Annotated in this window: 17 protein-coding genes and 1 pseudogene; all 18 read left to right on the top strand. The window is 50.1% G+C overall.

From position 1 onward, the window contains the following. A complete protein-coding gene (locus O9K67_RS08585) occupies nucleotides 1-474 on the top strand; it encodes a GDP-mannose mannosyl hydrolase (RefSeq protein WP_061494070.1) in 474 nt (157 codons plus the stop codon). Further along, nucleotides 471-1,769 carry a colanic acid biosynthesis fucosyltransferase WcaI gene (wcaI, locus tag O9K67_RS08590; RefSeq protein ID WP_061494071.1) on the top strand — a complete coding sequence of 433 codons (1,299 nt, stop codon included), beginning with the start codon at nucleotides 471-473 and terminating at the stop codon, nucleotides 1,767-1,769. Before O9K67_RS08585 ends, wcaI begins: the two co-directional genes overlap by 4 nt. After that, nucleotides 1,766-3,202 carry a mannose-1-phosphate guanyltransferase gene (cpsB, locus tag O9K67_RS08595; RefSeq protein WP_061494072.1) on the top strand — a complete coding sequence of 479 codons (1,437 nt, stop codon included), beginning with the start codon at nucleotides 1,766-1,768 and terminating at the stop codon, nucleotides 3,200-3,202. The genes wcaI and cpsB overlap by 4 nt, the downstream gene beginning before the upstream one ends. 110 nt (nucleotides 3,203-3,312) lie before the next feature. Continuing rightward, the gene (gene cpsG / locus O9K67_RS08600) at nucleotides 3,313-4,683 is read left to right on the top strand and encodes a colanic acid biosynthesis phosphomannomutase CpsG (protein ID WP_061499857.1); all 1,371 of its coding nucleotides are present in this window, start codon (nucleotides 3,313-3,315) and stop codon (nucleotides 4,681-4,683) included. Between the two features lie 58 nt (nucleotides 4,684-4,741). Beyond that, nucleotides 4,742-6,136, top strand: a complete 1,395-nt coding sequence (wcaJ, locus tag O9K67_RS08605; protein WP_061494073.1) for an undecaprenyl-phosphate glucose phosphotransferase — start codon at nucleotides 4,742-4,744, stop codon at nucleotides 6,134-6,136. 9 nt (nucleotides 6,137-6,145) lie between these two features. Continuing rightward, nucleotides 6,146-7,624, top strand: coding sequence for a colanic acid undecaprenyl disphosphate flippase WzxC (gene wzxC / locus O9K67_RS08610; RefSeq protein WP_061494074.1), 1,479 nt, complete (start codon nucleotides 6,146-6,148; stop codon nucleotides 7,622-7,624). 32 nt (nucleotides 7,625-7,656) lie between these two features. Further along, nucleotides 7,657-8,937, top strand: a complete 1,281-nt coding sequence (wcaK, locus tag O9K67_RS08615; RefSeq protein WP_061494075.1) for a colanic acid biosynthesis pyruvyl transferase WcaK — start codon at nucleotides 7,657-7,659, stop codon at nucleotides 8,935-8,937. After that, nucleotides 8,934-10,154 (top strand): colanic acid biosynthesis glycosyltransferase WcaL, encoded by a 1,221-nt coding sequence (gene wcaL, locus O9K67_RS08620; RefSeq protein WP_061494076.1) that lies wholly within the window; start codon nucleotides 8,934-8,936, stop codon nucleotides 10,152-10,154. The genes wcaK and wcaL overlap by 4 nt, the downstream gene beginning before the upstream one ends. A gap of 11 nt (nucleotides 10,155-10,165) precedes the next feature. Further along, a complete protein-coding gene (wcaM, locus tag O9K67_RS08625) occupies nucleotides 10,166-11,581 on the top strand; it encodes a colanic acid biosynthesis protein WcaM (protein WP_061494077.1) in 1,416 nt (471 codons plus the stop codon). A 181-nt stretch (nucleotides 11,582-11,762) separates the two neighbouring features. Then, a complete protein-coding gene (gene galF / locus O9K67_RS08630) occupies nucleotides 11,763-12,656 on the top strand; it encodes a GalU regulator GalF (RefSeq protein ID WP_061494078.1) in 894 nt (297 codons plus the stop codon). Nucleotides 12,657-13,066: 410 nt separating this feature from the next. Then, nucleotides 13,067-14,089: pseudogene (gene rfbB / locus O9K67_RS08635) on the top strand (dTDP-glucose 4,6-dehydratase); the annotation flags it as partial. An 80-nt stretch (nucleotides 14,090-14,169) separates the two neighbouring features. Next, complete coding sequence (gene rfbA / locus O9K67_RS08640) at nucleotides 14,170-15,036, top strand: glucose-1-phosphate thymidylyltransferase RfbA (RefSeq protein ID WP_061494081.1); 867 nt, start codon at nucleotides 14,170-14,172, stop codon at nucleotides 15,034-15,036. 28 nt (nucleotides 15,037-15,064) lie between these two features. Further along, a complete protein-coding gene (gene rfbD / locus O9K67_RS08645) occupies nucleotides 15,065-15,955 on the top strand; it encodes a dTDP-4-dehydrorhamnose reductase (RefSeq protein WP_061494087.1) in 891 nt (296 codons plus the stop codon). Between the two features lie 17 nt (nucleotides 15,956-15,972). Continuing rightward, complete coding sequence (gene rfbC, locus O9K67_RS08650; protein WP_061494089.1) at nucleotides 15,973-16,518, top strand: dTDP-4-dehydrorhamnose 3,5-epimerase; 546 nt, start codon at nucleotides 15,973-15,975, stop codon at nucleotides 16,516-16,518. Nucleotides 16,519-16,521: 3 nt separating this feature from the next. Then, a complete protein-coding gene (locus O9K67_RS24735) occupies nucleotides 16,522-16,770 on the top strand; it encodes a glycosyltransferase (RefSeq protein ID WP_082794147.1) in 249 nt (82 codons plus the stop codon). Next, nucleotides 16,757-17,449, top strand: coding sequence for a glycosyltransferase family protein (locus tag O9K67_RS08655; protein ID WP_061494091.1), 693 nt, complete (start codon nucleotides 16,757-16,759; stop codon nucleotides 17,447-17,449). Before O9K67_RS24735 ends, O9K67_RS08655 begins: the two co-directional genes overlap by 14 nt. Before the next feature lie 75 nt (nucleotides 17,450-17,524). Further along, complete coding sequence (locus O9K67_RS08660; RefSeq protein ID WP_061494093.1) at nucleotides 17,525-18,286, top strand: glycosyltransferase family 2 protein; 762 nt, start codon at nucleotides 17,525-17,527, stop codon at nucleotides 18,284-18,286. Next, nucleotides 18,283-18,918, top strand: a complete 636-nt coding sequence (locus O9K67_RS08665) for a PI-PLC domain-containing protein (protein ID WP_061494094.1) — start codon at nucleotides 18,283-18,285, stop codon at nucleotides 18,916-18,918. Before O9K67_RS08660 ends, O9K67_RS08665 begins: the two co-directional genes overlap by 4 nt. Nucleotides 18,919-18,925: the final 7 nt, after the last annotated feature.

Raw genomic sequence — 18,925 nt, forward strand, 5'->3', positions numbered from 1 at the left:
ATGTTTTTGAGTCATGAAGATTTTGCCACGGTGGTGCGTTCAACCCCGCTGATCTCCATCGATTTGATCGTGGAGAATTCACGCGGCGAGTTTTTACTCGGTAAACGCACTAACCGTCCGGCCCAGGGATACTGGTTTGTGCCGGGCGGACGCGTGCAAAAGGATGAACCGCTGGCGGTGGCTTTCGAGCGCCTGACCCAGGCGGAACTGGGGCTGCGCCTGCCGATGTCGGCAGGTGAGTTCTACGGCGTCTGGCAGCACTTCTATGACGATAACTTCTCCGGTAGTGCGTTTTCCACCCACTACATTGTGCTCGGTTTCCGCTTGCGTGTGGACGAGGAGACGCTCGTGCTACCGCCGGATCAGCACAATGAATATCGCTGGGGAACGCCGGAGTCGCTGATTGCCGATCCGCTGGTACATGACAACAGCCGCGCCTATTTCCTCGATGCACAGGGAGTACCGGGCTTATGAAAATCCTGGTCTATGGCATCAACTACTCGCCGGAGCTGACCGGGATCGGTAAGTACACCGGCGAAATGGTGGAATGGATGGCCCGTCAGGGCCATGACGTGCGCGTGATCACTGCGCCGCCGTACTATCCGGAGTGGAAAGTCGGCGAGCATTACAGCGCATGGCGCTGGCGAAAAGAGCAGGGGGCCGCCACGGTGTGGCGTTGCCCGCTGTATGTGCCTCGTCAACCCTCGACGTTAAAGCGGTTGCTGCATCTGGGCAGCTTTGCCCTGAGCAGTTTCTTCCCGCTGATGGCGCAACGTAGCTGGAAACCGGATCGCATCATTGGCGTGGTGCCCACGCTGTTTTGTACACCGGGCATGCGCCTGCTGGCGAAGCTTTCGGGTGCACGCACGGTGTTGCACATTCAGGATTATGAAGTTGACGCGATGCTGGGCTTAGGCATGGCGGGCAAAGGCAAGAGCGGTCGCGTAGCGCGTCTGGCAGCGGCCTTTGAACGGAGTGGCCTGCATAACGTCGATAACGTCTCTACCATCTCCCGCTCCATGATGAATAAAGCACGGGAGAAAGGGGTGGCGGCAGACAAGATCATTTTCTTCCCGAACTGGTCCGAAGTGGCGCGCTTTCGCGATGTTGATGCAGAAAGCGTTGCACAGTTACGCCGCCACCTCGGTCTGCCGGATGACAAAAAAATCATTCTTTATTCCGGCAACATCGGTGAGAAGCAGGGGCTGGAAAACGTGATTGAAGCCGCTGCGCGCCTGCAAAACCATCCGTGGTTGTTTGTCATTGTCGGGCAGGGCGGCGGTAAGGCACGACTGGAAAAAATGGTCAGCGAACGCGGTCTGGACAACGTGAAATTTTTCCCGTTGCAGCCATACGATGCGTTGCCCGCATTGTTAAGCCTGGGCGATTGCCATCTGGTTATCCAGAAACGCGGCGCGGCGGATGCGGTGCTGCCGTCTAAGTTAACCAACATTCTGGCCGTCGGCGGCAATGCGGTGATCACCGCAGAAGAGAGTACCGAACTTGGCCAGCTATGCCTTGCGCAGCCGGGTATTGCGGTCTGCGTAGAGCCGGAATCGGTTGATGCGCTGGCCTGGGGCATCGAACGCGCGTTAGCGCTGCCCAAAAACAACACGGTGGCACGTGAATATGCCGAACGCACGCTCGAAAAAGAGAACGTGTTACGCCAATTTATTGCTGATATCAGCCCGGAAAATTCCGCGCAGCCAGCGCATGCACATGCGCAGCACGGCAGCCTGAATTTCGACGGCAATGGGGATAAATCATGAGTCAAACGCAACTGTATCCGGTAGTGATGGCCGGAGGTTCCGGTAGCCGTCTGTGGCCATTGTCCCGCGTGCTTTACCCTAAACAATTTCTGTGCCTGAAGGGCGATCTCACGATGCTGCAAACCACCGTCAATCGTTTGAACGGGGTGGAGTGCGAAAGCCCGGTGGTGATTTGTAACGAGCAGCACCGTTTTATCGTTGCCGAGCAACTGCGCCAGCTGCATAAGCTGACCGAAAACATCATCCTGGAACCGGCGGGGCGCAACACCGCGCCTGCTATCGCCCTCGCGGCGCTGGCGGTTAAGCGTCACAACCCGGATGCCGATCCGTTAATGCTGGTGCTGGCTGCCGACCACGTTATTCAGAACGAAGAGGCTTTCCGGACATCCGTTCGTAACGCTATTCCTTATGCGGAAAGCGGCAAACTGGTGACCTTCGGGATTGTGCCCGATCTGCCGGAAACCGGTTACGGCTATATCCGCCGTGGCGAGGTGTGTGAAGGCAAAGTGGATGCGGTTGCGTTTAACGTGGCGCAGTTTGTGGAAAAACCGAACCTGGAAACCGCCCAGGGCTATGTAGCCACCGGTGAATACTACTGGAATAGCGGCATGTTTCTGTTCCGTGCCGGTCGGTTCCTGGAAGAGTTGAAAAAATACCGTCCGGATATTCTTTCTGCATGTGAAAAGGCGATGGAGGCCACCGACCCGGATATGGACTTTATCCGTGTCGACGAAGACGCGTTTCTGGCCTGTCCGGAAGAGTCGATTGACTACGCGGTGATGGAGAGAACCGCTGATGCGGTTGTGGTGCCGATGGATGCAGGCTGGAGTGACGTTGGCTCCTGGTCTTCACTGTGGGAAATCAGCCAGCATACGCCGGAGGGAAACGTCCATCACGGTGACGTTATCAGTCATGACACCGAAAACAGCTACGTCTACGCGGAGTCCGGACTGGTGACGACCGTCGGCGTAAAAGATTTGGTGGTGGTACAGACCAAAGATGCGGTGCTGATTGCTGACCGTAACCATGTACAGGATGTGAAAAAAGTGGTGGAAAAAATCAAAGCAGATGGACGCCACGAACACCATATCCACCGTGAAGTCTATCGCCCGTGGGGCAAATACGACTCTATCGATTCCGGTGAACGCTACCAGGTTAAACGCATTACCGTCAAACCTGGCGAAGGCCTGTCCGTACAGATGCACCATCACCGCGCAGAGCACTGGGTGGTTGTGGCTGGCACGGCGAAAGTCACCATTAATGATGATGTCAAGTTGTTAGGCGAGAACGAGTCGATTTACATCCCGCTCGGCGCGCGCCATTGCCTGGAAAACCCGGGCAAAATTCCGCTCGACCTGATTGAGGTGCGCTCCGGTTCGTACCTTGAAGAGGATGACATCGTGCGATTCAAGGATCGCTACGGGCGTATTTAACGCCCGATGCCGGATAACGGAACCGCGTTCCGGCATTAAATTATTTATTAATCAATTATATATGGCCATTTTGCGGTCAAGGCTGACTGTTGCCTGAAGAAGAGGTAATGATGGAAAAATTAACCTGTTTTAAAGCTTACGATATCCGTGGAAAGCTGGGCGAAGAACTGAATGAAGAGATTGCATGGCGTATTGGCCGCGCCTACGGTGAATACCTGAAGCCGCAGACCATTGTGCTGGGTGGCGATGTTCGCCAGACCAGCGAGGCGCTGAAAATGGCGCTGGCAAAAGGTCTGCAGGATGCCGGAGTGGATGTACTTGATATCGGGCTTTCCGGTACCGAAGAGATCTATTTCGCGACCTTCCACCTTGGCGTGGATGGCGGCATTGAAGTGACCGCCAGTCATAATCCGATGGATTACAACGGCATGAAACTGGTGCGTAAGGGTGCGCGCCCGATCAGCGGCGATACCGGGCTGCGCGATGTGCAGCGCCTGGCGGAAGCCAATGACTTTCCACCGGTAAACCCGAGCAAACGCGGCAGCTATAAACAAATCAACCTGCGTGATGCCTACATCGACCACCTGCTGGGGTATATCGATACCCGCAACCTGAAACCGCTGAAACTGGTGATCAACTCCGGTAATGGCGCGGCCGGTCCGGTGATCGACGCCATTGAGGCGCGTTTTAAGGCGCTTAACGTGCCGGTCACTTTTGTCAAAGTGCATAACGAACCGGATGGCACCTTCCCGCACGGTATTCCTAACCCTCTGCTGCCGGAATGCCGCGCGGATACCCGCAATGCAGTGATTGAACACCATGCGGATATGGGCATCGCGTTTGATGGCGATTTCGACCGCTGCTTCCTGTTCGACGGTGACGGCCAGTTTATTGAAGGTTACTACATTGTTGGCCTGCTGGCGGAAGCGTTCCTCGAAAAACATCCGGGGGCGAAGATCATTCATGACCCGCGCCTCTCCTGGAACACCGTGGACGTTGTCAGCCGTGCGGGTGGCACGCCGGTGATGTCGAAAACCGGGCACGCGTTTATTAAAGAGCGCATGCGTGAAGAAGATGCCATTTACGGCGGCGAGATGAGTGCGCACCACTATTTCCGCGACTTTGCCTATTGCGACAGCGGCATGATCCCATGGCTGCTGGTAACGGAATTGCTGTGCCTGAAAGGCAAAACGCTGGCCGAACTGGTTCGTGACCGCATGGTAGCGTTCCCGGCAAGTGGTGAAATCAACAGCAAACTGGCCGATCCGGCAACGGCGATTGCCCGCGTCGAACAACATTTCGCACCGGGGGCACAGGAAATCGATCGCACGGATGGCATCAGCATCGCGTTCCCGGACTGGCGCTTCAACCTGCGTTCGTCCAATACGGAACCGGTCGTGCGTCTCAATGTGGAATCCCGCCAGAATGTGCCGTTGATGGAAGCGCGAACGCAGGAAATTCTGGCGCTGTTGAATCAGTAAATATCAGGCGTTCCCCTCCCCTTGGTCGGGGAGGGTGAACATACAGGCAGGTACAACGATGACGAATCTAAAAAAGCGCGATCGGGCCAAAACGAATGCATCGTTAATCTCTATCGTGCAGCGCTTCTCCGACATCACCATTATGTTCGGCGGACTTTGGGTAGTGTGCAAAGTTAATGCGCTGCCGTTTTTCTACATGCATCTTATGATGGCTCTGATTACCCTGGTCGTCTTCCAGATGATTGGCGGAATGACGGATTTTTATCGCTCGTGGCGGGGCGTTAAGATCATGACCGAACTGACGTTGTTGTTGCAGAACTGGACGCTGAGCCTGATTTTCAGCGCAGGGCTGCTGGCGTTCAGCAATGATTTTGATAATACCTTCAGAATTTATCTCTCCTGGTATCTGTTAACCAGTATGGGGTTAATGATAAGTCGTGCGGTGATCCGTTTTGGCGCCGGCTGGCTGCGTAACCTGGGGTATAACACCCGTCGTGTCGCGGTGGCGGGTGATATGCCAATGGGGCAGGAGTTACTGGAAGGATTTCGCAATGAACCGTGGCTGGGTTTCGATGTGGTCGGTGTTTACCACGATCCGCAACCGGGTTGCATTACCACTGACTGGGCGGGTAACCTCGAGCAACTGGTCGATGACGCCAAGTCCGGCAAAATCCATAATGTCTACATCGCGATGTCGATGAATGATGCTGCTTGCATTAAGAATCTGGTGCGTCAGCTGGCGGACACCACCTGTTCCGTCATTCTGATTCCCGATGTCTTTACTTTCAATATCCTGCATTCCCGTGTTGAAGAGGTAAACGGTGTTCCGGTGGTGCCGCTGTATGACACGCCGTTGTCCGGCATTAACCGCATCCTGAAACGCATCGAAGATATTGTGCTCTCTTCTTTGATTCTGCTGCTGATTTCCCCGGTGCTGTTGGGCATTTCTGTGGCGGTGAAACTCAGCTCGCCGGGGCCGATTATCTTTCGTCAGACGCGCTATGGCATGGATGGGAAACCCATCAAAGTGTGGAAATTCCGCTCCATGAAGGTGATGGAGAACGACAAAGTCGTGACCCAGGCTACACAGAACGATCCGCGCGTGACCCGCGTTGGCAGTTTTCTGCGCCGTACTTCGCTGGATGAATTGCCACAGTTTATCAATGTGCTGACGGGGGGAATGTCCATTGTGGGACCACGTCCGCACGCGGTTGCGCATAACGAACAATACCGTTCACTCATTGAAGGCTACATGCTCCGTCATAAAGTGAAACCGGGGATCACCGGCTGGGCGCAGATTAATGGCTGGCGCGGTGAGACGGACACGCTGGAAAAAATGGAAAAACGTATCGAATTTGACCTGGAGTACATTCGCGAATGGAGCTTGTGGTTCGATATCAAAATCGTTTTTCTGACCATCTTTAAAGGCTTTGTCAACAAAGCGGCGTATTAAGGAAAGGTCATGAGCCTGAGAGAAAAAACCATCAGCGGCGCAAAGTGGTCCGCCATGGCCACGCTGACCATCATTGGTCTGGGGCTGGTGCAGATGACGGTACTGGCGCGCATCATCGATAACCACCAGTTTGGCTTGTTGACGATCTCGCTGGTGATTATCGCGCTGGCGGATACGCTGTCTGATTTTGGCATTGCAAACTCCATCATCCAGCGCAAAGAGATAAGTCATCTTGAGCTGACGACGCTTTACTGGCTGAACGTCGGGTTGGGGATTGTGGTGTGTGTGGCGGTCTTCTCCCTGAGCGGCGTGATTGCTCATGTGCTGAATAACCCTGACCTGGCGCCGCTTATCCGTACGCTGTCGCTGGCTTTTGTGGTGATACCGCATGGCCAGCAGTTCCGTGCATTGATGCAAAAAGAGCTGGAGTTCAACAAAATCGGCGCGATCGAAACGCTCTCCGTACTGGCGGGCTTTAGCTTTACGGTCATTAGCGCCTTTTTCTGGCCGCTCGCCATGACGGCGATCCTTGGTTATCTGGTCAACAGCGCTGTGCGTACGCTGCTGTTTGGCTACTTTGGTCGTAAGATCTACCGTCCTGGGCTGCATTTTTCACTGGCCTCGGTGAGTTCCAACCTGCGCTTTGGCGCATGGTTGACCGCAGACAGTATCATCAATTATGTCAACACCAACCTCTCAACGCTGGTTCTGGCGCGTATCCTCGGCGCCAGCGTCGCCGGGGGATACAACCTGGCGTACAACGTGGCCGTTGTCCCGCCGATGAAGCTCAACCCGATCATTACCCGTGTCTTGTTCCCGGCGTTTGCCAAAATTCAGGACGATACCGAAAAACTGCGCGTGAACTTCTACAAGCTACTGTCGGTGGTGGGGATCATTAACTTTCCTGTTTTGCTCGGACTGATGGTGGTGTCAAACAACTTCGTGCCGCTGGTTTTCGGTGACAAATGGAGCAGCATTATTCCCATCCTGCAACTGTTGTGCATCGTTGGCTTGTTACGCGCAGTAGGAAACCCGATAGGTTCGCTGTTAATGGCGAAAGCGCGGGTGGATATCAGCTTTAAATTCAACGTCTTTAAAACGTTTCTTTTTATTCCCGCCATTATTATCGGCGGGCACATGGGGGGCGCGCTGGGCGTCACCCTCGGCTTTTTGCTGGTACAAATCATTAATACCGTTCTGAGCTATTTCGTGATGATCAAACCGGTGCTCGGTTCCAGTTACCGCCAGTACATTTTGAGCCTGTGGCTGCCGTTCTACCTCTCATTACCGACGCTGGTGGTGAGCTACGGTTTGGGGCTGGCGCTGAACGGGCATTTGCCCCTTGCTGCCACGCTGGCGATTCAGGTCGCGGCGGGGGTTGTGGCTTTTGTGCTGATGTTGGTGGTATCGCGTAATGCGCTGGTGGTGGAGATGAAGCGCCAGTTTTGCCGTAACGAGAAATTAAAAACGCTGCTCCGCGCAGGCTAAGAAACGTTATTGAACCCCTTTAAGAGGTCGCTATGAAATTATTGATCCTTGGCAATCATACCTGCGGTAACCGTGGTGACAGCGCAATATTACGCGGATTGCTGGATGCTATTGCCCTGATTGAGCCTGATGCAGATGTGGATGTGATGAGCCGCTATCCGGTGAGTTCATCCTGGTTGTTAAATCGTCCGGTGATGGGCGACCCGCTGTACAGCCAAATGAAAGAACAGAACAATGCTGCCGGATTGATGGGGCGGGTCAAGAAAGTCCTGCGTCGCCGCTACCAGCATCAGGTACTGCTTTCCCGCGTGACCGATACCGGCAAACTGCGCAATATTGCCATTGCACAGGGGTTTACCGATTTTGTGCGCCTGCTTTCCGGCTATGACGCCATTATTCAGGTGGGCGGCTCCTTTTTTGTTGATCTGTATGGCGTTCCGCAGTTTGAACATGCGCTCTGCACGTTTATGGCGAAAAAGCCGCTGTATATGATCGGCCACAGCGTTGGGCCGTTCCAGAACGAGCAGTTCAACCAACTGGCCAATTATGTTTTCGGCCATTGCCAGGCGTTGATCCTGCGCGAAACCGTCAGCCTTAATTTGATGAAGCAAAGCAGTATCACTACCGACAAAGTGGAGCAGGGCGTGGATACCGCCTGGCTGGTGGCGCATCACCAGGCCGATTTTGTGGCCAGCTATGCTGTGCAGCACTGGCTGGATCTGGCGGCGAAAGAGAAGACGGTGGCGATTACCCTGCGTGAACTGGCACCGTTCGACAAGCGCCTGAATACCACTCAGCAGGCTTATGAACAGGCTTTTGCCGGCGTCGTTAACCGTATTATTGATGCAGGCTACCAGGTGATTGCGCTGTCGACCTGCACCGGTATTGATAGTTACAACAAAGATGACCGCATGGTGGCGCTCAATTTACGTCAGTATGTCAGTGACCCGTCGCGCTACCACGTGGTGATGGACGAACTGAACGACCTGGAAATGGGCAAAATTCTCGGTGCCTGCGATTTAACCGTCGGGACGCGTCTGCACTCCGCCATTATTTCAATGAACTTCGGCACACCGGCGATCGCCATCAACTACGAACACAAATCTGCCGGAATTATGCAGCAATTGGGCATGCCGGAAATGGCGGTGGATATCCGTCATCTGCTTGATGGTTCTCTGGCGGCGATGGCGGCGGATACCCTCGGGCAACTGCCTGCCATTAACGCGCGACTGGCAGTCGCCGTAGCAGCGGAACGGGAACAGGGAATGAAGATGGTGAAATCGGTACTGGATCGTGTGCAGGGGGCGAAATGAAAGTCAGCTTCTTTTTGCTGAAGTTTCCCTTAGCGTCGGAAACATTCGTCCTTAACCAGATTGTCGCCTTTATTAACATGGGTTTTGAGGTGGAGATTGTCGCCCTGCATAAGGGCGATATGAATAACACCCACGCCGCATATACGGAGTATAAGCTGGCTGAAAAAACACACTGGCTGCTGGCTGAACCGGAAGGGAAACTGGCGAAACTGAGTTACCGCGCGCAGGCAATCGCACGGGGTTGCTGGAAATCGTCGACGTGGAAAGCGCTGAATATGTCGCGTTATGGCGATGAAGCGCGCAACCTGATCCTCTCGGCTATCTGTGCGCTTGCGCCGCGTGCCTTTATTGCGGATGTGTTTATCGCCCATTTTGGGCCTGCTGGCGTTACGGCGGCGAAACTGCGCGAGCTTGGGGTGCTGAAAGGCAAAATTGCCACGGTTTTCCATGGCATTGATGTTTCACACCGCGACGTGTTGAACCACTACACGCCAGAGTATCAGCGATTATTCCAGCGCGGCGACCTGATGTTGCCGATCAGCGATTTATGGGCGGGGCGGTTGAAAAAGATGGGCTGCCCGGAGAAAAAAATCGCCGTCTCGCGTATGGGCGTAGACATGACGCGCTTTAGTCTGCGGCCCGTCAAAACGCCGGGAAGCCCGTTGCAAATTATCTCTGTCGCCCGCCTGACCGAGAAGAAGGGGCTGCATGTGGCGATTGAAGCCTGCCGTCTGCTGAAAGCGCGCGGCGTGGCGTTCAAATATCGCATTCTGGGTATGGGGCCTTGGGAGCGGCGCTTGCGTACCCTGATTGAACAGTTCCAGTTGGAAGACGTGATCGAGATGCCGGGCTTTAAACCGAGCCATGAAGTCAAAGCGCTTCTGGATGAAGCGGATGTGTTTCTTTTGCCGTCTATTACCGGCGCAGACGGCGATATGGAAGGGATCCCTGTTGCGCTGATGGAAGCGATGGCGGTGGGGATCCCGGTGGTTTCGACGATGCACAGCGGCATTCCGGAATTGATTGACGCCGGGGAGTCTGGCTGGCTGGTGCCGGAAAAAGATGCTGAAGCGCTGGCGCAGCGTTTAGCCGCTTTCGGAACCATGCAGGATAGCGATCTCACCCCGGTGGTGACCCGGGCACGCGCGAAAGTCGAAGCTGACTTCAACCAAAAAATCATCAACCAGCAACTGGCAAGTCTGCTGCAAACGCTTTAAACAGAGGTTTTATGGCCGCCTGCAAATCATCAACATCTTTTACCCGACGCTCTTTCCTCGCCGCCAGTTCAGCACTGGCGGCATTACCCCTTCTGCATACCACGGTCGCGCGCGCGATAGGCGGTAACGGCACTGTCGATATCCGTCAATACAATCATAATGATTGGCCTGCGGCGCTTAACGACGCGTTTGCCGCCGGACAAACGGTTGAGATCCCCGCAGGGCTGGTGTGTGAAAACATCAATACCGGGATTTTCATTCCGCCAGGCAAAACATTGCTGGTGCGCGGTGCGCTGAAAGGCAATGGTCGTGGGCGCATTGTATTGCAGGATGGTAGCCGTGTGATCGGCGAGGATGGCGGCAACCTTTACAATATTACGCTGGATGTGCGCGGCTCCGATTGTGAAATCAAAGGGGTGGCGATGAGCGGCTATGGGCCGGTGATGCAGATTTACATTGGTGGCAAAGACAACCGGGTGATGCGCAATCTGCTGATTGATCAGATTACGGTGACAAAGGCCAATTATGGCATTCTGCGTCAGGGCTACCATAACCAGTTTGACGGCGTGCGCATCACCAATGGCCGCTTCAGCGACTTGCAGGGGGACGCCATCGAGTGGAATGTCGCTATCAACGATCGCAACATTCTGATCTCCGACCATGTTATCGACAATATCGATTGTACTAACGGCAAGATCAACTGGGGTATTGGCATTGGTCTGGCAGGAAGTACTTACGACAACACCTATCCGGAAGATCAGGCGGTGAAAAACTTTGTCGTCGCCAATATCACTGGCAGCAATTGCCGCCAACTGGTGCACGTTGAGAACGGCAAGCACTTCATTATCCGCAACGTGAAAGCTCGCAACATCACGCCGGATTTCAGTAAAAAAGCCGGTCTTGATAATGCCACGGTGGCGATTTATGGCTGCGACAACTTTGTGATTGATAACATCAGCATGGACAATAGCGCCGGTATGTTGATTGGCTACGGCGTGATCAAAGGGAACTATCTTTCCATTCCGCAGAATTTCAAACTGAACGATATCCGCCAGGATAATACCAGCAGTAAATACAAGCTGCGCGGTATTCAGATTTCCTCCGGCAATGCCACTTCGTTTGTGGCGATCACTAACGTAAAAATGCAGCAAGCCACGCTGGAACTGCACAACAAACCCCAGCACCTTTTCTTACGTAATATCAATATTATGCAGCAGGCATCGGTGGGGCCGGCGCTGAAGCTAAACTTTGATTTACGCAAAGATGTGCGGGGTCGCTTTATGGCAAAACAGGACACGTTGCTGTCACTGGCGAACGTGCATGCGGTTAATGAGAACGGGCAAAGTTCAGTGGACATCGACCGTGTCGATCAGCATGTGGTGAATGTCGATAATCTGAATTTCCGCTTACCCGCGAAAAAGTCGTAATGACCGCAAGCGAGGCTTTTACGATAAATCCTGGTGCTTTGACCCAGGGGTTAGGATTACATCTACTGCTTGCTCGTGACATTCGGCGTAACATCTTTCACTGTCGCACGCTGCGAACCCACTGGCTAAAACAGGGCAAAGGTTTATAATTCATCCCATTATTTATAGGTGGAAGAAATCAATGGTTAATTTGAAAGCAGTTATTCCGGTAGCAGGTCTGGGAATGCATATGCTTCCTGCCACAAAAGCGATTCCTAAAGAGATGCTACCGATCGTCGACAAGCCGATGATTCAATACATCGTCGACGAAGTTGTTGCTGCAGGGATCAAAGAAATCGTTCTGGTGACTCACTCGTCAAAAAATGCCGTTGAGAACCACTTCGACACCTCTTATGAGCTTGAAGCGCTGCTCGAACAGCGTGTTAAGCGTCAATTACTGGCAGAAGTACAGTCCATCTGTCCGCCGGGCGTGACCATTATGAACGTGCGTCAGGCGCAGCCGCTGGGCCTGGGCCACTCTATTCTGTGCGCGCGTCCGATCGTGGGCGATAATCCGTTCGTGGTTGTGCTGCCGGATATCGTACTGGATACCGCGACGGCCGACCCGTTGCGCTACAACCTTGCCGCCATGGTGGCGCGTTTTGCTGAAACTGGCCGTAGCCAGGTGCTGGCGAAGCGTATGAAAGGCGATCTTTCTGAGTATTCCGTTATTCAGACCAAAGAGCCGCTGGATAACGAAGGTAAAGTGAGTCGCATCGTGCAGTTTATTGAAAAACCGGATCAGCCGCAGACGTTGGATTCCGACCTGATGGCGGTCGGGCGTTATGTGCTTTCCGCAGACATCTGGCCTGAGCTGGAAAAAACCGAGCCGGGTGCCTGGGGACGTATTCAGTTGACGGATGCTATCGCTGAACTGGCGAACAAACAGTCGGTTGATGCGATGCTGATGACCGGCGAGAGCTATGATTGCGGTAAAAAAATGGGTTATATGCAGGCGTTTGTTAACTACGGGCTGCGTAACCTGAAAGAAGGGCAGAAATTCCGCGACAGCATTAAGAAATTGCTGGTGCAGTAACCAATCGTAAAACGTGTATTTAGAATAGCGAACGTAAGGGCAGTGAAGAGTGGCGATAAGACGATTACGTCTTCAGCATATTCTTACTGCCCTTTTATTTTCATTATTAAAATCAATCACTAAAAAAGGTAGTGATTGATATACAACGCTAAGATGTCGATGAGATTTTTCCTTGTTTCCAGCGCTGTTTAAGCGGAGAATACGCGTTTAGCATTTTGTGCCGGGCGGTGGGCAAAATTAAGTCGCCGATAGGCGTTGGTGCAACTTTAAATTGTCGAGTCGTACACACAGTATACTGGTAGCTGTAGAGCCAGGGGCGGTAGCGTATCTGAAATTTGGTTGCGAGTAACAGGCCTGGGTTCCTGGTTTTTTTAAGTCAATACATTGAAAAGCAAGAGCGGATAATTCTCGTGAAAATACTGGTCACTGGTGGTGCAGGTTTTATTGGTTCAGCGGTAGTTCGCCACATTATTAATAACACTCAGGATGCAGTGGTTAATGTCGATAAATTAACCTATGCCGGCAACCTTGAGTCACTGACGGAAATTGAAAATAATGCGCGCTACGCTTTCGAACGCGCTGATATTTGTGATGGTGAGGCGATGGCGCGCATTTTTGCTGAGCATCAGCCGGATGCGGTAATGCACCTTGCCGCTGAAAGTCATGTTGATCGCTCTATCACAGGCCCTGCCGCTTTTATCGAAACAAACATCATTGGCACCTATGTGTTGCTGGAAACGGCGCGCAAGTACTGGTCGCAACTGGATGAACCACGTAAATCCCTGTTCCGCTTTCACCATATCTCTACCGATGAAGTTTATGGCGATTTGCCACATCCTGACGAGGTTCCGGCTGGCTCTGAGTTGCCCCTGTTTACAGAGAAAACGCCTTACTCGCCGAGCAGCCCTTATTCGTCCTCTAAAGCATCCAGCGATCATCTGGTGCGTGCATGGCGTCGCACCTACGGGTTGCCTACGCTGGTAACGAACTGCTCGAATAATTACGGTCCTTATCATTTCCCTGAGAAATTGATCCCGTTGATCATCCTCAGCGCGCTGGCTGGCAAACCACTGCCGGTGTACGGCAATGGTGAGCAGATCCGCGACTGGCTGTTCGTAGAGGATCACGCACGTGCGTTGTATAAAGTCGTCACCGAAGGCGTGGTCGGCGAGACCTACAATATTGGCGGTCATAATGAGCGTAAAAACATCGATGTGGTCAAAACGATTTGCGCCATCCTTGATGAGGTGATCACTGATAAACCTGAGGGGATTAGTCACTTTGCCGATTTGATCACCTATGTTGCCGATCGTCCGGGACATGACCTGCGCTATGCTATTGACGCCAGCAAAATCAAAGATGAGTTGGGTTGGGTTCCGCAGGAAACTTTCGAATCCGGCATCCGCAAAACCGTTCAGTGGTACTTGCATAACTAGGGCTGGTGGCAGCGTGTTATGGATGGCTCCTACGCAGGCGAACGTCTGGGACTGGCGGATTAATTAAGGAATAGATGATGAAAGGTATTGTTCTTGCTGGTGGTTCCGGAACCCGTCTTTATCCGATCACTTTAGGTGTCTCAAAGCAACTGCTGCCTGTTTATGACAAACCAATGATTTTTTATCCGATTTCTGTGCTTATGCTAGCAGGAATTCGTGACATTTTAGTTATCACTACGCCTGAAGATAGGGCAGCTTTCCAGCGACTTTTAGGGGATGGTTCACAATTCGGCATCAATCTGACATATGCCGTCCAGCCATCACCGGATGGACTTGCGCAGGCGTTTATCATTGGTGAAGAGTTTATTAATAATGAGCCTTGTGCATTGGTGCTGGGTGACAACATTTACTTTGGTCAAAGCTTTGGTAAAAAACTCGAAGCGGCGGCGCAACTGACTAGTGGCGCAATGGTATTTGGCTACCAGGTTCAGGATCCTGAACGTTTTGGGGTTGTTGATTTTGATGAGAACTTTAGAGCGCTTTCTATTGAAGAAAAACCGCTGAAACCAAAATCGAACTGGGCAGTGACCGGGCTCTATTTTTATGATAACAACGTCGTCGAAATGGCTAAACAAGTAAAACCTTCGGCACGCGGTGAACTTGAAATTACGACATTAAACCAGATGTATCTTGAGCGTGGTAGTTTGCAGGTTGAGTTGCTGGGGCGTGGTTTTGCCTGGCTGGATACAGGCACACATGACAGTCTGGTTGAAGCATCACAGTTTATTCACACCATCGAGAAACGGCAGGGAATGAAAGTGGCCTGCCTCGAAGAGATAGCATACCGTAAAGGTTGGTTAAGCAAAGAACAAGTGGCAGAGCAGGCGAAGAGAATGGCCAAGAATGACTATGGTCGTTATTTGCTCATGCTAATTAATGAGTAAAACATGTGAACCCAGCGTCGGATAAATAATGAAAATTTTGCTAATTGGAAAGAATGGTCAGGTTGGTTGGGAGCTGCAACGTTCACTCTCTACACTGGGAGACCTGATCGCTGTTGATTATTTTGATACAGAGTTATGTGGTGATCTGACTAACCTTGATGGTATTGCTGAGACAATCAGTCGTATTAAGCCTGATGTTGTTGTTAATGCCGCAGCGCATACCGCAGTGGACAAAGCCGAAAGTGAAAGGGATTTGGCACAGCGTTTGAATGCTGACAGCGTCGAAGTTATAGCGAAAGAAACCGCAAAGCTGGGTGCACTACTGATCCATTACTCCACAGACTATGTTTTTAATGGTGAAGGTTCACATTATCGTACTGAAGATGAAGCAACCGGCCCATTAAATGTTTATGGCGAAACAAAACTGATGGGTGAACTCGCGATCGCTAAGCACAATCCTCGGCACTTTATCTTCCGTACCAGTTGGGTATATGCAACGCGAGGCGCTAATTTTGCCAAAACAATGTTACGGCTGGCGCGGGAAAAAGAACAATTAGCGATTATTAACGATCAGCATGGCGCACCAACAGGGGCTGAATTATTAGCGGACTGTACTGCTATTGCAATCAGGACGGAGCGCGAAGGTAAGACGCTATATGGCACGTATCACCTGGTCGCAAGCGGTGAAACAACCTGGTATGACTATGCAAGATATGTGTTCGATGTTGCCAAAGAGCACGGTGAAAAGTTACAGATAAAAGAAGTAAATCATGTTGAAACTTCTGCATATCCAACGCCAGCAAAACGGCCATTAAATTCACGCTTATCAAACGAAAAATTTCAAAAAGCATTTAATGTCTTACTACCTCATTGGAGCGTTGGAGTAAGAAGAGTCATCACTGAAACACTTGGTAAATAAATTAGAGAAGCAATCAAATGAATGTAATTAAAACAACCATTCCGGACGTTCTTATTTTTGAGCCTAAGGTATTCGGGGATGATAGAGGTTTTTTCCTCGAGAGCTTTAACCAACATCTTTTTGATGAAGCAGTTGGTAGAAATGTACAGTTTGTACAAGACAATCACTCAAAATCAAAAAAAAATGTCTTGAGAGGGCTTCATTATCAGTTAGCTCCCTTTTCTCAAGGTAAACTCGTCCGGTGCGCTTTCGGGGCCGTATTTGATGTAGCAGTTGATATCAGAACTTCGTCTCCCACTTTTGGCAAATGGGTTGGCGTCGAGTTGAGTGCGGAAAATAAGCGGCAACTATGGATCCCTGAGGGGTTTGCTCATGGATTTTTAACACTCACGGATTCAGCTGAGTTCTTATATAAAGCGACGAATTATTATGCTCCACATGCTGAAAGGTGCATACTCTGGAATGACCCGCAGCTAAATATCACATGGCCTGAAATTGATGATGTCTCATTATCTGCAAAGGATGCAGTAGGTCTGCTTTTGAAAGATGCTCAATTCGACTAACATATGAAATATAAATCGAAGATAGCCATACTGCTATGCACATATAATGGTAGTGCTTATATCAGGAGGCAACTTGATTCAATTATCCGACAGTCCCATAATAATTGGGTGTTGTATGTATCTGATGATGGCTCAACGGATGAAACAATATCTATAATTAATGAGTATAAAGAGCGACTGGGTAATGAACGTGTAATACTTTTTCAGGGGCCTAGAAAGGGATTTGCATGGAATTTTTTTGTCTCTTGTTGACAAAGTTCCAGAGGACTTTGACTATTATGCATTCAGCGATCAAGATGATGAATGGCTAGATAGAAAATTAGAAATAGCGGCTGAAAAACTTGATATAGATGCAGTTCTTCCTGAATTATATTGCGGGAGAACAAAGTTAGTCGATGAGAAAAATATTGATCTAGGCTACTCGCCACATTTTAAAAAAAATCCATGCTTCAGGAATGCACTGGTTCAAAGCATAGCTGGCGGTAATACTATGATTTTTAATCGCGCAACTAGAAAGATAATCATAAAAACCCCCGTTGATAAAGATATTGTATCACATGATTGGTGGATATATATACTGGTGTCTGGCTGTGGTGGTCGCGTGATTTATGATGCAGAGCCAACAATACTTTACAGGCAACATCAAAGTAACATTATTGGTGCCAATAAAAGTCTCGTGGCACGATTAAGTCGATTACTTGGCGTATTGGATGGCCGATACAGGACTTGGATCCAAATGAATCTTGAAGTATTGAGCATTATGGATATCGAATTGACTGATGAGAATAAAAAAATTCTCGATAGGTTTGTCCGAGCGAGGCAATCTGGATTGATTCAGAGGATTTGGCTTTTCTCGAAAATAAGATTATTCAGACAAACTCTTTTCGGTAGTCTGGCGTTTTTGTGTGCGATAATGCTTAATAAAGTCTGATGAATATGTGCCTATAAATGGGATTTCATCATTAAACCGATCTTTCTTTGTATGTAATTTTTTTGCAGGTGTCAAATGATAAATATTGTTATTCCGATGGCTGGTGCTGGAAGTCGCTTCGCAAAAGCTGGATATGTTGATCCGAAACCATTGATTCCGATAAATGGAGTACCAATGATTAAATTGGTTATTAACAATCTTATGCCGACGCAACCTCATCGTTTTATTTTTATCTGTCAAAAAGAACACTCTCAGAAATATGGACTGCAGCAAAAGTTGAAATCGTGGTCTGCAAATGCTGAAGTTATTGAAATTAATGGATTGACTGAAGGTGCAGCATGTACAGTACTTGCTGCCAAAAATCTCATAAATAATCAAGATGCGCTTATGATCGCCAATAGTGATCAATATGTCGATATTAATATAGATGATTATCTTGATTTTATGGAAACAGGAAACCTTGATGGATTAATTATGACTATGACCGCAAATGATCCTAAATGGTCATTTGTTAAAGTTGATGAAAATAATTTAGTCCGGGAAGTGGTTGAAAAAGTGGTTATCTCTGATGAAGCCACTGTTGGAATATATAATTTTAAGCATGGCAGTGATTTTGTCGCGGCGGCAGAAGCTATGATTGATAGTAATTTACGTGTTAATAATGAATTTTATGTCGCACCAACTTATAATCAATTAATAAATGATAAAAATCATAAGGTTGGCATTTTCAATGTCGGTTCAGAAGCTAATGGGATGTATGGCTTAGGAATTCCAGATGACTTAAATTTATTCCTGTCGCTTGCTATATGCAACGAAGCACTGGGGAAAGTTAAATGAAAATTATTTCTCATAGAGGTTATTGGAAAGAATCTGGAGAGAAAAATACAGAGATTGCTTTCACTCGTTCTTTCTCATTGGGCTATGGCACTGAGACAGATGTTCGTGATTATCATGGTGCATTAGTTATTTCTCATGATATTGCTGATGTTAACTCTGTTCCATTTGATGATTTCATAAAGCATGCAAGTCAATATGGTACGGTGGAAAATAAGCTTACATTGGCACTTAATGTGAAAGCCGATGGCTTGGCGAATAAAATGGCGAGTGTGGTGGAAAATTACCCAACGCTCGACTGCTTCGTGTTTGATATGTCAATTCCCGATATGCGCGGCTATTTTGACAGTCCCTTGGCTGTTTTTACTCGAATTAGTGAAGTAGAAACACAAGCTATATGGCTGGATAAATGTGCCGGAGTATGGCTGGATGCATTCGATGGTGAGTGGTACTCCGCGGAAACAATATTGTCTTTGTTGGACACTAAGAAACGTGTTTGCGTCGTTTCCTCTGAGTTACATGGCAGGGAAAATAAGGGACTATGGGAAATGCTGTTGCCTTTTAGTGGAGAATCAAATTTGATCCTTTGCACTGATGTCCCTGAAAAAGCGAGTGAGTATTTTTTTGGTAAATGAGGCAGCT

This window comes from Kosakonia oryzendophytica, assembly GCF_027886705.1.
GTDB classification, from domain to species: domain Bacteria; phylum Pseudomonadota; class Gammaproteobacteria; order Enterobacterales; family Enterobacteriaceae; genus Kosakonia; species Kosakonia oryzendophytica.